At 65.6% G+C, this 13,006-nt stretch carries 14 protein-coding genes and 1 tRNA gene; 11 read left to right on the forward strand and 4 right to left on the reverse strand.

Features of this window, described 5'->3' with window-relative positions; all coding sequences use genetic code 11:
- Positions 1 to 3: 3 nt before the first annotated feature.
- Complete coding sequence (locus AC25ND_RS06685; protein ID WP_486976179.1) at positions 4 to 1,347, reverse strand: NfeD family protein; 1,344 nt, start codon at positions 1,345 to 1,347, stop codon at positions 4 to 6.
- Between the two features lie 96 nt (positions 1,348 to 1,443).
- On the opposite strand from AC25ND_RS06685, the gene AC25ND_RS06690 reads away from it, so the two are divergent.
- From AC25ND_RS06690 to AC25ND_RS06700, 3 genes are all read left to right on the forward strand, one after another.
- Positions 1,444 to 1,902 (forward strand): aminoacyl-tRNA deacylase, encoded by a 459-nt coding sequence (locus AC25ND_RS06690; protein ID WP_028688593.1) that lies wholly within the window; start codon positions 1,444 to 1,446, stop codon positions 1,900 to 1,902.
- A 60-nt stretch (positions 1,903 to 1,962) separates the two neighbouring features.
- Positions 1,963 to 2,205 carry a DUF2789 domain-containing protein gene (locus AC25ND_RS06695; protein ID WP_028688592.1) on the forward strand — a complete coding sequence of 81 codons (243 nt, stop codon included), beginning with the start codon at positions 1,963 to 1,965 and terminating at the stop codon, positions 2,203 to 2,205.
- A gap of 70 nt (positions 2,206 to 2,275) precedes the next feature.
- Positions 2,276 to 2,914: a hypothetical protein gene (locus AC25ND_RS06700; protein ID WP_028688591.1), complete on the forward strand. Its 639-nt coding sequence runs from the start codon at positions 2,276 to 2,278 to the stop codon at positions 2,912 to 2,914.
- A gap of 6 nt (positions 2,915 to 2,920) precedes the next feature.
- Here the strand turns inward: AC25ND_RS06700 and AC25ND_RS06705 are convergent, their stop codons facing one another.
- From AC25ND_RS06705 to AC25ND_RS06715, 3 genes are all read right to left on the reverse strand, one after another.
- A complete protein-coding gene (locus tag AC25ND_RS06705; protein ID WP_028688590.1) occupies positions 2,921 to 3,358 on the reverse strand; it encodes a CBS domain-containing protein in 438 nt (145 codons plus the stop codon).
- A 146-nt stretch (positions 3,359 to 3,504) separates the two neighbouring features.
- Positions 3,505 to 5,235: a dipeptidase gene (locus AC25ND_RS06710; RefSeq protein WP_486976180.1), complete on the reverse strand. Its 1,731-nt coding sequence runs from the start codon at positions 5,233 to 5,235 to the stop codon at positions 3,505 to 3,507.
- 213 nt (positions 5,236 to 5,448) lie between these two features.
- Positions 5,449 to 5,525, reverse strand: a tRNA-Arg gene (locus AC25ND_RS06715).
- Between the two features lie 211 nt (positions 5,526 to 5,736).
- Between AC25ND_RS06715 and AC25ND_RS06720 the strand changes: the two genes are divergently transcribed.
- From AC25ND_RS06720 to AC25ND_RS06755, 8 genes are all read left to right on the forward strand, one after another.
- Positions 5,737 to 6,486 carry a GntR family transcriptional regulator gene (locus tag AC25ND_RS06720; RefSeq protein WP_096048976.1) on the forward strand — a complete coding sequence of 250 codons (750 nt, stop codon included), beginning with the start codon at positions 5,737 to 5,739 and terminating at the stop codon, positions 6,484 to 6,486.
- On the forward strand, positions 6,483 to 8,207 hold the full coding sequence (locus AC25ND_RS06725; protein ID WP_349738557.1) for a fumarate reductase/succinate dehydrogenase flavoprotein subunit: 1,725 nt from the start codon (positions 6,483 to 6,485) through the stop codon (positions 8,205 to 8,207). Before AC25ND_RS06720 ends, AC25ND_RS06725 begins: the two co-directional genes overlap by 4 nt.
- 87 nt (positions 8,208 to 8,294) lie before the next feature.
- A complete protein-coding gene (locus AC25ND_RS06730; RefSeq protein ID WP_096048974.1) occupies positions 8,295 to 8,540 on the forward strand; it encodes a 4Fe-4S dicluster domain-containing protein in 246 nt (81 codons plus the stop codon).
- Between the two features lie 124 nt (positions 8,541 to 8,664).
- Positions 8,665 to 10,071: an ABC transporter substrate-binding protein gene (locus AC25ND_RS06735; protein ID WP_486976181.1), complete on the forward strand. Its 1,407-nt coding sequence runs from the start codon at positions 8,665 to 8,667 to the stop codon at positions 10,069 to 10,071.
- 15 nt (positions 10,072 to 10,086) lie between these two features.
- Positions 10,087 to 10,863, forward strand: a complete 777-nt coding sequence (locus AC25ND_RS06740; RefSeq protein ID WP_349738559.1) for an ABC transporter permease — start codon at positions 10,087 to 10,089, stop codon at positions 10,861 to 10,863.
- The gene (locus AC25ND_RS06745) at positions 10,863 to 11,714 is read left to right on the forward strand and encodes an ABC transporter ATP-binding protein (RefSeq protein WP_207851125.1); all 852 of its coding nucleotides are present in this window, start codon (positions 10,863 to 10,865) and stop codon (positions 11,712 to 11,714) included. Before AC25ND_RS06740 ends, AC25ND_RS06745 begins: the two co-directional genes overlap by 1 nt.
- Positions 11,711 to 12,676 (forward strand): HEAT repeat domain-containing protein, encoded by a 966-nt coding sequence (locus AC25ND_RS06750; RefSeq protein WP_207851126.1) that lies wholly within the window; start codon positions 11,711 to 11,713, stop codon positions 12,674 to 12,676. The genes AC25ND_RS06745 and AC25ND_RS06750 overlap by 4 nt, the downstream gene beginning before the upstream one ends.
- Entirely contained in the window at positions 12,676 to 12,951 is a 276-nt protein-coding gene (locus AC25ND_RS06755) for a DUF971 domain-containing protein (RefSeq protein ID WP_207851127.1), read from the forward strand. Before AC25ND_RS06750 ends, AC25ND_RS06755 begins: the two co-directional genes overlap by 1 nt.
- Positions 12,952 to 13,006 lie beyond the last annotated feature (55 nt).

Here is a 13,006-nt window from a genome sequence, read left to right on the forward strand (position 1 = left end):
CGTCTACTCTCCTTGCGCCGTGGGCGCAGTGGCGCTGACTTCCAGCGTCACGCCATGACGGGCGGTCACCCGCACGTGCTGGCCCGGCTGCAGCGGTGTCGCGCACTGCGCCTGCCACTGTTCGCCCTGGGCCTGTACCGAGCCGCAGAACGGGTTGTCCGCGCGTACCTGGGTCACCGTCACCAGGCTGCCCACCAGCCCGGCATCGCCGCTGACCAGGGCGCGTCGGCGCGCCTTCAGCGCCATGCCCAGCACGCCGCCGAGCAACAGCGCCGACAACACTGCCAGGCTGACGATCAGCGTCAGCGGAATGCCAAAGCCAGGGGCGTCGGTGTCCATCAGGATCACCGCGCCGACCACGAAGGCGACGATGCCGCCGAAGCCGATCACCCCGAAACTGGGCAGGAACGCCTCGGCGACCATGAACGCCACACCGAGCAGGATCAACGCCACCCCGGCGTGGCTCACCGGCAGCAGTTGCAGGGCGTACAGCGCCAGCAGCAGGCAGATGCCGCCGACCACGCCGCCGACTCCGGAGCCTGGGTTCATGAATTCGAACAGCAGGCCGTACACGCCGATCATGATCAGGATCAGCGCCACGCTGGGGTTGGTGATCACCGCCAGCAGGCGAGTGCGCCAGTCCGGCAGGTGCTCCACTACATTGGCGCCGGCGGTCTGCAGTGATGCTGGCTGGCCGGCGACGGTCAGCGTCCGGCCATCGAGCTGGCGCAGCAGGTCGGGCAGGTCAGCGGCGACCAGGTCGATCACCTTCAGCCGCTGGGCTTCGCTGGCCGACAGGCTGACCGCCTCGCGCACGGCCTTCTCCGCCCAGTCGGCGTTGCGCCCGCGCAGTTGCGCCAGGCCACGGATGTAGGCCGCGGCGTCGTTGACCTGTTTACGGGGGAGGGTGTCCTGCTCGCTGTTCGCGGCGGGCTTTTCGTCCTTGCCGGGTGCGCCGATCTGTACCGGCGTCGCCGCGCCCAGGTTGGTTCCCGGGGCCATGGCCGCCACGTGGCTGGCATAGAGGATGTACGTGCCGGCGCTGGCCGCCCTGGCGCCGCCCGGGGCGACGTAGGTGGCCACCGGCAGCGTGCTTGCGAGAATGGCCTTGATGATCTGGCGCATTGCGCTGTCGAGCCCGCCGGGAGTGTCGAGGCGGATGACCACCAGTTGCGCGCCCTGGGCCTGCGCCTGGTCCAGCCCGCGCAGGAGGTAGTCGGCGCTGGCCGGACCGATGGCGTCGTCGACGCTCAGCAGCCACACGGTGGCACCGGGCGCGGCCTGGCCGCCCGGGGCGAAGCCCAGGATCAGCAGCAACAGCAGCACGCGCCAGCGCCGGGCGATCACCTGTCGTCACCTCATGCGGACCTGTCCTTGAAGTTTAGTCGTGGCTGCCGGGCCACGGCCTAAACTTGAGGGTGGGGGCAAAACCGGAGGTGCATCATGCGTATGGCCAAGACCCTTCAGCAGCGCCTGGACCAGGCCAACTGCGACTACGACATCATTCCCCATCCCCATTCGGCCACCAGCCTGGAGTCGGCGCGCACGGCCGGCGTACCCGCCGAGCGGGTCGCCAAGTCGGTGATGCTCGATGACCGCCATGGCAACTACATCATGGCCGTGCTGCCGGCCAACCGGCATCTGGACATGACCGAAGTGCGCATGACCGGCGCCTGGCAGCTGACCCGCGAAAGCAACCTGCCGAGCCTGTTCGGCGATTGCGAACGCGGCGCCATCCCGGCCCTGGGCGATGCCTACAACATTCCCATGCTGCTCGACCGGACCCTTACCCGCCAAGGTGATGTCTACCTCGAGGCAGGTGACCACGATCACCTTATCCACATGAGCATGGAGCAATACTTGAAACTGGTGCCGCACGCCGAAGTGCGCGAACTGAGCTGATGCTCGCAACCCACGCCGGGCTGGCGTCGTGGACGACCGGCCCGGCCATAGGAGTGAATCATGGAAGCGCCGATCCACAAGTTTTCCGAACTGTTCAAGCAACTGGGCCTGCCGGACGATGCGCTGGGCATCGACCAGTTCATCACCAGTCATTCGCCGCTCAAGGGGGATGTGAAGCTGGTGGATGCGCCGTTCTGGAACGAGTCCCAGCGCTCGTTCCTCAGGGACAGCATCCTTGAAGATGCCGATTGGGCGGAGCTGTTCGACCAACTCAACGAGGCGCTGCGCCGTCCCCGCCAATAAAGCGCCGAGCGGCACCTGATGGGTGATCGGGGCGTTGCTATGCTCAGGGAAAACAAGAGGGGATGGCGCAATGAAAGATCCCTACGCACCAGGTTTCTGGTGCACCGTGACGATCCTGGGCACCCTGACCGCCGGCTACTTCTACGGTATCCGGCACACCCATACGATGAACCAGGCCGTGCAGTTTCTCTATGCCGCCGCCGCCGTGACCGCGGCGGTGGCGTTGTGCGGGCTGGCGTGGATCGCCTGGCAGCAGCTGCACCTGAACAGGCGCGAAGTCGCCCAGGGACGAACGTTGCTGACCATCTGGAACACCAAGGTCGCCCTGCGCCGGGTCGAGACGGTGTTCGACCGCTATTTCTGGGGCAGCTACTGGCACTCCGGACGCACCTTCGAGGAGGTGATGGGCGAGCTCAAGGGCACGCCGCTGGAGCAGAGCCTGGACGCCCTCAAGCGCCAGTGCCGGGAACTCGACCGGGAAGTGCACGACCACCACCATCACTGGCTGGCCAATGCCCGCGACCTGTCCAGCGTGGCCACGGCCATGGCCCGCGAGCGCTACCAGCTGGACCTGTGCGACGCGCCGGCCCGTGACGGCGGCAACACCGCCGTGCTCAACAGGGATCTGGAAGTGCTGGTGTACACCTGGTCGGCGCGCCTGCGCAGCTTCGACCATCAGCTGGACGAGCTGGAGCGCGCCTATCACTGAGCAGGGTCATTCACCGCGGATGTACTGCTCCAGTTGCAGGATCAGGTTGGCCTGTTCGGCGATGGTTTCCTTCACCAGGTCGCCGATCGACAGCAGCCCGAGCAGCTTGCCCTCATGCACCACCGGCAGGTGGCGCAGGTGGCGGTTGGTCATCAGGTTCATGCAGTACTCGAGATTCTGCTTGGGTTCAACCGTGACCACCGGAGAACTCATGATGTCGCGTACCGGCGTGGCCGCCGAGGAGCGACCCTTGAGCACCAGCTTGCGGGCGTAGTCGCGTTCGCTGACGATTCCCACTACCTGGCCATGCTCCATCACCGGCAGGGCGCCGACGTTCTTCTCCGCCAGCAACTTCAAGGCATCCAACACCGAGTCGTCAGGGTTGATGGTGTAGACGGTGTGGTGCTGGGACTTGGCTTTGAGGATTTGTTCGACGTTCTTCATACGGGCCTCTGTGGGTGCAAATGCGACGTGTCGGAGTAAATAAAGCATCCGGCACGGCGCTCTGCACGGCAATGCAGGAAACGGCATCGAGGTGATTGAAAAACGTCATCGCGGCAAGGGGCCGCAACGCGGCCCCGAGTGGGTCATCAGAGCTTCGGCATCTGCCCGATCCGCGCCACCATCTCGCTGACGACCTGCAGGTCGAGCATGAACTGCTCCACGGTCTTGAACTCGTTGTCGTTGTGCCCGGTGTACTTGACGTCCGGCATGGCCAGGCCGAACTGCACGCCGTTGGGCAGGTCGTGCACCGAGGTGGCGCCAGCGGAGGTGCCGTACTCGTGCTTCATGCCCAGGTTCTCGCTGGCCACGGCCAGCAGGGCCTTGACCCATTCGCCCTCGGGGTTGCGGTACATCGGCTGATCGAGGGTGTAGTCGAACGCCACCGGGGTCTTGCTCTTGGCCTTCCACGCATCGAGCTTGCCGGCGATCTCGCCCTTGAGGGTGTCGAGCGACTTGCCTTTGGGAATGCGCAGGTTGACGGCCAACTTCAGCGCCTTGTCATCCAGGCCGACGAAGGTCAACGAGGTGGTCAGCGGGCCCATGAAGTCGTCCTTGAAACCGACGCCGAGCTTGTTGCCCAGGTAGTCCAGGCCCCAGTTGTCGGCGGCGTAGCGAGCGGCGTCGGTGATGTGGTTGTGCTTGAGCGGCACGTCCTTGCCCAGGCCGTTGAGGAAGTCGAGCATGCGCGCCACTGGGTTGACCCCGGACTCGGGCTCGGAGGAGTGCGCCGACACGCCGGTCACGGTGAGCAGCACCTGCTTGCCGTCGACCTTGGCGTCGATGCTGAAGTCGCCGCCATGGCGTTTGACGTAGGCCGCGCCGGCCTTGTTCAGCGCCTTGGCCAGGTCGGCCGGCTTGTCGCCGGTCAATGTCGCCACCGAGCTGCCGGGGATCTGGTTGGTGGCCAGGCCGCCGGTGAGGTTGATCACCTCGGCGCCTTTGCCGTCACCGGCACGCTTGGCGAAGGTGGCCATGACGGTGCCATAGCCTTTCTCGGCGATTACCACCGGGTAGCCGCCGTCCAGCGCCAGGTTGTAGTCGGGGGTGGCGTTGCGTTCGAAGTAATAAGGGATGGCGTCTCCGGTGGTTTCCTCGGTGGTGTCCACCAGCAGCTTGAACTGGCGCGCCAGCGGCAGCTTCTCGTCCTTGGCCACCCTCAGCGCGTACAGCGCGACGACGATGCCGTTCTTGTCGTCCTCGGTGCCGCGGCCGTACATGCGGTCGCCCACCAGGGTGACCTTGAACGGGTCGAGCTTGGTGCCGTCCTTGAGCTTCCAGTTGTCCGGAGTGACCGGTACCACGTCGGCGTGGGCGTGGATGCCGATCACTTCCTTGCCTTCACCGAGGGTGATCTCGTAGACGCGGTTGTCGATGTTGCGGAACGTCAGGCCGAAGCCCTCGGCCAGGGCCTTGATCTTGTCGGCGATCTTGATGAACTCAGGATTCTCGTGCTGCGGTACACCGTCCTTGCGAACGGTCGGGATCTCCACCAGCTCGCGCAGGGTTTCCTTGGCGGCCTTGCCGTACTTGATGCGGGTGTACAGGCCCAGCAAGCGGCTGATCTCGTCCTGCTGTTCGGCGCTCAACGGCTTGCCGGCCAGGTACAGCTTGAGGGTGTCGTCCAGCTTGTCGGCCTTGGCCAGGTCGCTGCCGGCCAGCTTGCCGAGGAACTGCTTGAAGTCGGCCGGGTCGCTGCCGTCGTAGGCCTTGATGATGGCGGCGGACTGCTGCTGGGAGAGGTTGGCCTGGGCCGGGATCGAGAACATGGCCACGCTGGCCAGCAGGAGCGATGCGGCGGATAGCTTGGTATATGGCATGGGGGTGCGCATTCCTTTGCAGGGGTGGAGGGTGACCGTTTACGCAAACGGAAGATGCCCACGCTAACACTAATGACCGCTCGCGGGGGAGAGGTGGCAATGTGCGCTCAGTCGCAAATCAACAGGCACAAAAAAGCCCCGCCGGTGTGAACCGGGCGGGGCTTTCTGGGCGCTGTCAGTGATACAGGCGTGCCGCTGACAGCGTGAAATTCATGGCGCACTCGGCGGGATTCGAACCCACGACCCCTGCCTTCGGAGGGCAGTACTCTATCCAGCTGAGCTACGAGTGCAACGGGGCGCATGATACCCATCTGTGTTGGTGGCGTCCATCGCCTTGATATAGGAGTGTTTTCCCTGGCTGTGCGATCGCGGGCCCGTGGCAGCGGGCTTGTCCTTCACAGCGCTCTAACCATATTCGATATTGGTATTTTCCAGGGCAGGCTTATACCGGCTATCTTCTGGTCACAACTTGTTATAACAAGTCAGCCGACAGAGAAGACCATGGCCGAATTGCTCCCGCTTTCTCCCGTACCGCTCTATACCCAGCTCAAGGAACTGCTGCGCGAGCGCATCCTCGATGGCAGCTACCCACCGCACAGTCGCATGCCCTCGGAAAGCGAGCTGGGCAAGGCCTTCGACGTCAGCCGCATCACCGTGCGCCAGGCCCTGGGCGACCTGCAGAAGGAAGGTCTGATCTTCAAGATCCATGGCAAGGGCACCTTCGTCGCCAAGCCCAAGGCGTTCCAGAACGTCAGCACCCTGCAGGGTCTGGCCGAGTCGATGACGCAGATGGGCTACGAGGTGCTCAATCGCCTGCGCAGTTTCCGCCATGTACCGGCCAATGCGCTGGTGGCGCAGAGGCTGCAGGTCGAGGAGGGCAGCCTGGTCACCGAGATCCGTCGGGTGCGACTGATCAACCGCGAGCCGGTGTCGCTGGAAATCACCTGGCTGCCGCACAACGTCGGCGAGAAGCTGGAGAAGGCCGACCTGGTCACCCGTGACATCTTCCTGCTGCTGGAGAACGACTGCGGCCTTGCCCTCGGCCATGCCGACCTGGCCATCGACGCGGTGCTCGCCGACAGCGACCTGACCCTGGCGCTGGAGGTGGAAGAAGGCTCGCCGATCATGCGTATCGAGCGCCTCACCCACACCGCTGACGGCGCACCGCTGGACTTCGAACACCTCTATTACCGTGGCGACGCATTCCAGTACCGCCTGCGTATCGACCGCCAGAAGGGGGGCAAGGCATGAGCATCCAGACCCAGGACTACGACATCGTCGTCATCGGCGGCGGCACCGCCGGGCCCATGGCCGCGATCAAGGCCAAGGAGCAGGACAAGAGCCTGCGCGTGCTGTTGCTGGACAAGGCCCACGTCAAGCGCAGCGGCGCCATCAGCATGGGCATGGACGGCCTGAACAACGCCATCATCCCTGGGCATTCCACGCCCGAGCAGTACACCAAGGAAATCACTGTCGCCAATGACGGCATAGTCAACCAGGCCGCGGTGCATGCCTATGCCACCAAGAGCTTCGAGACTATCGAGCAGCTCGACCGCTGGGGCGTGAAGTTCGAGAAGGACGAAACCGGCGACTACGCGGTGAAGAAGGTCCACCACATGGGCGCTTATGTGCTGCCCATGCCCGAGGGCCACGACATCAAGAAGGTGCTGTACCGCCAGCTCAAGCGCGCCCGGGTGGAGATCAGCAACCGCATGGTCTGCACCCGCGTGCTACTCGATGGCCAAGGCGCCGCCGCCGGTGTACTGGGCTTTGACTGCCGCTCGGGCGAGTTCCGGGTGATCCGCGCCAAGGCGGTTGTCCTCGCCTGCGGCGCCGCCGGGCGCCTGGGCCTGCCCTCGTCGGGCTACCTGATGGGCACCTACGAAAACCCCACCAATGCCGGCGACGGCTACGCCATGGCCTACCATGCCGGAGCGGAGCTGGCCAACCTGGAGTGCTTCCAGATCAACCCGCTGATAAAGGACTACAACGGCCCGGCCTGCGCCTACGTCACCGGTCCTCTGGGCGGCTATACCGCCAACAGCAAGGGCGAGCGCTTCATCGAGTGTGACTACTGGAGCGGGCAGATGATGTGGGAGTTCCACCAGGAACTCGAAGGCGGCAACGGCCCGGTGTTCCTCAAGCTCGACCACTTGGCCGAGGAAACCATCCAGAACATCGAGGAAATCCTGCACAGCAACGAGCGCCCCAGCCGTGGCCAGTTCCACGCCGGGCGCGGCACCGACTACCGCCAGCACATGGTCGAGATGCACATCTCCGAAATCGGCTTCTGCTCCGGGCATTCGGCTTCGGGGGTGTGGGTCAACGAAAGGGCCGAGACCAGCGTCAAGGGCCTGTACGCCGCCGGCGACATGGCCGCGGTACCGCACAACTACATGCTCGGCGCTTTCACCTATGGCTGGTTTGCCGGGGTGAATGCCGCGCAGTACGTGGCCGGGCGTGAGTACGCCGAGGTCGACATGCAGCAGGTCGAACGCGAGCAGGCGCGGGTATTCGCACCCTTGCAGCGTGAGCACGGCCTGCCGCCGGCCCAGGTCGAATACAAGCTGCGGCGCATGGTCAACGACTACCTGCAGCCGCCCAAGGTGACCAAGAAGATGGAAATCGGCCTGGCGCGCTTCGCCGAAATCGAACGCGATCTTGAGCAGATGAAGGCCAACAACCCCCATGAGCTGATGCGTGCCATGGAAGTTTCGGTAATCCGCGACTGCGCCGAGATGGCCGCGCGCGCTTCACTCTTTCGCAAGGAGAGCCGCTGGGGGCTGTACCACCACCGGGTCGATTTCCCCGAGCGCAATGATGGCGAGTGGTTCGTTCATTGCCATCTGAAGAAGGGCGAGGACGGTGAGATGACCAGTTTCAAGAAAGCGGTGGAGCCGTACCTGATCCCGCTGGATGCCGAGGAACAGACGGCGTACGACCGGCTGCGTGTAAAGGCCGATGCCGCCTGATCGCGGGGTCATCGTAGGAGCGGGCTTGCCCCGTGATTGCAATGCCAATGACAGAACGAGGGCCAAAGGCCCCAAGGACCCCGTGAAATGGCCTACCAACCCCAGGAAATCTTTTTTCGCAGCAGCGCTCCGGTAACCATCGACGAAGACAAATGCATCGCCGAAAAAGGCTGCACCGTCTGCGTCGAGGTTTGCCCCATGGACCTGCTGGCCATCAACCCGGCCACGCAGAAGGCTTACATGGCCTTCGACGAATGCTGGTACTGCATGCCCTGTGAAAAAGACTGCCCCACCGGCGCCGTGAAGGTCGAGATCCCGTACCTGCTGCGCTGAACCCGAACCCCCGCCATCCGGCCGAACCACCGGACGCCCACCTGCAATGCCCCTCGTTTCCCACCACCCCAGCCCGGTGGCGGAGACGACTCCAATACTCAAAACGATTCGAGGGGAAACACCCATGCGCCTTGTAGCAACCGTGGCCGGCCTTGCGCTGGCAATCACCGGCCTGAGCGCCAGCGCCGAAACCATCCGTATCGCCATCGGCACCCAGGACACCACCATCAACTGCGCCACCGGCGGGCTGTTGATCCGCGAGCTGGGCCTGCTCGACAAATACCTGCCCCATGATGGCAAGTACAAGAACGCCCAGTACCAGGTCGAGTGGAAGAACTTCACCAGCGGCGCGCCGCTGACCAACGAGATGGTCGCCGGCAAATTGGACTTCGGCGCCATGGCCGACTTCCCCGGCTCGTTCAACGGCGTCGCCCACCTCGACGCCGGCAAGCGCAGCCTGTTCATCAGCGTGCTGTCCGGCAGCGTGCATGGCAGCGGCAACGGTATCGTGGTGCCGGCCGCCTCCAGCGTGCAGTCGCTGGCCGAGCTCAAGGGCAAGACCATCTCCGTGCCTTTCGCCTCCACTGCCCACGGCATGCTGCTGCGCGCGGTCGCCGCCCAAGGCTGGGACCCGCAGAAGGACGTCAAGATCATTGCCCAGGCCCCGGAGATCGCCGGTTCCGCCCTGCGCAGCAACCGCATCGAGGCCCACGCCGACTTCGTGCCTTTCGCCGAGCTGTTCCCCAACCGCGGCTTCGCCCGCAAGATCTACGACGGCGCCCAGGCCAACGCGCCGACCTTTCATGGCGCGCTGGTGGACGCCGACTACGCGAAGAAGTACCCGGAAGTAGTCACCGCCTACCTGCGTGCAAGCCTCGAAGCTGACCGCCTGCTCGCCGCCGAGCCCGAGAAGTACAGTGAGCTGATCGAAAAGGTCACCGGCATCGAGGCCGAGGTCAGCTACCTGTTCCACGGCCCGCTCGGCCTGCAGACCCGCGACCTCACCTGGAAGCCCGAGTACCGCCAGGCCGTGGCCACCTCCATCGACACCCTCAAGCTGCTGAAGAAGACCGACCGTGGCCTGGACACCGCGCAGTTCATCGACGACCAATACATCCGCAGCGCCTACAATCAGGCCGGGCAGGACTACGACAAAGCGCTGAAAAACTACGCCCCGCTGCCGCTCAAGGCCGTTGATGCCGCGACCGGCAAGGCCATCACCGACTTCAGCCGCCTGGCGCAGATCTGGGTGCGCGGCGAGGACAAGGTGCGCCACTACGCCTCCCCAGAGGCCGCGCTCGCCGCCCTGGCCCAGTTGGAGCAGGAGGGCAAGGACATCCGCGCGATCTACGCCCAGTCCGCCGACAGCGGCATCAAGCTGCTGGCCAACCAGGCCTGGTTCGTGCGCAACGGCCAGGGCCAGCTGGCGGCCTTCCTGCTCAAGGACCAGGCCGAGCAGTATGCCAAGGCTCATGGTGGCGAGGCGCTGGACTTCGTTCAGGCCAACCAGAAACTGCTCGCCCAGCGCTGATCGGGAGCCGCCGCCATGACCCGTGACCTTGCGCGCTGGTCCCTGCGCCTGACTTCGCTGCTGGCCTGCCTGCTGTTCTGGCAGCTGGCCGCGCTCCACAAGCTGGACCTGCTGCTGCTCACCTTCACCTACGTGCCCACACCCGGCGCGGTGCTCGACGCCGCCTGGCAACTGCTGACCTCCAACGCCCTGCTGGCGCACCTGGGCAGCAGCCTGGCGCGGGTGTTCGCCGGCTACGGCGTGGCGGCGCTGCTGGGGGTGAGCCTGGGCCTGTTGATCGGCCGCTCGAAGTGGCTGGAGGACACGCTGATGCCGCCGCTGGAAGTGCTGCGGCCGATCCCGGCGGTGGCCTGGATCCCGCTGGCGATCCTGATGTTCCCCTCCTCGGAGCTGTCGATGGTGTTCATCACCTTCACCGGTGCGCTGTTCCCGATCCTGCTCAACACCGTGCACGGCGTCGAGGCGATCGATCCGCGCCTGGTGGCCTCGGCGCGCAGCCTGGGCGCCGGGCGCAGGGCGATCCTGCGCGAAGTGGTGCTGCCGGGCGCGCTGCCGAGCATCGTCACGGGGCTGGCCATCGGCATGGGCACCTCGTGGTTCTGCCTGGTGACTGCCGAGATGATCGCCGGGCAGTTCGGTATCGGTTACTACACCTGGGAGTCCTACACCTTGCAGAACTACCCCGACATCATCGTCGGCATGCTGCTGATCGGCGTGCTGGGCATGGGCAGTAGCGCGCTGGTCAAGCGCCTTGGCGCGCTGGCCACGCCCTGGATACGGAGACGCGCGTGATGAGCAGTTATCAACAGGTGCCTGGGCGTATCGAAGCCCGCGGGCTGTCGATTCGCCTGGGCCATGGGCGTGATACGTTCGAAGCGGTGCAGGCGCTGGACTTTGCCATCGCGCCGGGCGAGTTCGTGTGTATCCTCGGGCCGTCCGGCTGCGGCAAGTCCACGTTGCTCGGCGCACTGGCCGGGCACCTGACGCCGGCCGGCGGCCAGTTGTTGGTGGACGGGCAAGCAGTCGACGGCCCTTCGCCGCAACGCGGCATGGTGTTCCAGCATCACACTTTGCTGCCTTGGCTCCGCGTGCTCGACAACGTGGCGTTCGGCTTGAAGATGCAGGGGCTGGGTAAGCCCGAGCGTCAGCATCAAGCCGCCGAGATGCTGCAACTGGTCGGCCTCGGTGATTTCGCCCAACGCTGGCCCAGCCAGTTGTCCGGCGGCATGCAGCAACGCGCCGAGATCGCTCGGGTGCTGATCAACCGCCCGAGCCTGCTGCTGATGGACGAACCGTTCGGCGCCCTCGATGCGCAGACCCGTGCGCGCATGCAGGAACTGCTGCTGGATATCTGGGCGCGCATCCGCACCACGGTGGTGTTCGTTACCCATGACATCGACGAGGCGCTGTTCCTGGCCGACCGCCTCCTGGTGATGAGCTCCCGGCCTGGGCGCTTTATCGAAGACCTGCGGCTGGACTTCGCCCGCCCGCGGCGAGCGAGCCTGCTGACCAGCCCTGCATTCATCCACCTCAAACGCCATTGCCTGGCCCTGCTGCGCCATGAAGAAGGCCGCGAACTGCCGCGCCTGACACCCTTGGGCCTGCCCGACACCGACCATCCTCCGCTGCGGATTGCGCTATGACTGAACGAATCACGGACAACCCCGACATCATCGAAATGCTGCCACGCCTGAATGCCCTTGATGCCGGCGTGCGACGCATCGCCCTGATCGAACTGGCCGACCTGGAAGACCCGGGCGGCCTGCCCTGGCTCACCGATGCGCTGTTGGTCGACGCCAATGCTGATGTGCGCGCCGAAGCCGCGCGCCTGCTCGAAGCCTGGGAGGCGCCGGAAGTGGTGCAGGGCCTGTGCGCCGCATTGGCCGACCCCGCCGAGCCGGTGCGCCTGGCGGCCGCCCAGAGCCTGAGCGAGCTCAAGACCCAGGAGACCGGGCAGCTGATCCTGCCGTGGACCACCCATGCCGATGCCTTCGTGCGCGCCAGCGCCCTGCGCGCCCTGCGCGAGCTGCGCCTGGAAGACGCCGCTGTGCCTGCGTTGCAGGCGTTGGCGGATGTGGATGCCGGTGTGCGCCGCGAAGCGGTTGGCATCCTCGGCTGGCTCAAGCATGCGCCGGCCTTGCCCGCGCTGGCGCAGCTGGCGGCCAACGAGCCGGATACCGACGTGCGCCGCGCCGCCATTGGCGCGTTGGGCCTGGCCCGGGATGCCGGTGTGCTGCCGGCGCTGATCGGCGCCCTGGCCGACGAGGCCTGGCAGGTGCGTGAAGAGGCGGCGACCACCCTGGGCAAGGTCGGCCAGGCTGAAGCGGGCCAGGCCTTGATCGCGGCGCTGGGCGACAGCTACTGGCAGGTCCGCTTGCGCGCGGCGCGTGCCTTGGGCCGGCTGCGCCATGCGGCCGCGTTGGATGGGCTGGCACAATTGCTGGGTCATGGCATCGCCAACCTGCGCAAGGAAGCCGCACTGGCGCTGGGCGAGCTGGGTGAAGCCCGGGCTTTGCCGGCGTTGCTGGCGGCCGAGGCTGACAGCGACCCGGAAGTGCGCAAGGCGGTGCGCATCGCCCTGGCGCAGTTGCAGGAGGTGGTGTGATGGACGCGCCCAGCGCCTTGCGCAACCGCCGCGAGCGCGGTGAGCTGCTGGTGCAGTGGGGGGAGGCTGAGCAGGTGATCAGCCACGCTCGGCTGCGCGGTGCCTGCCCATGCTCACAGTGCCGGGCAGCACGGCTGAAGGGTGCGATTTCGCTCGTGGGCGAGAATGTGCGGGTGGCGCGGATCGAGGTCCAGGGGTATGGGGTGCAGTTGGTGTTCAGCGATGGGCACGAGCGGGGGATTTATCCCTGGGACTACCTGCGCGAACTGGGCTGAAATCGATCGGGGGGCAAGCCCGCTCCAACGGAGTCACTTGTGTGGGAGCGGGCTT

This window comes from Pseudomonas sp. P110(2024), from assembly GCF_057480795.1.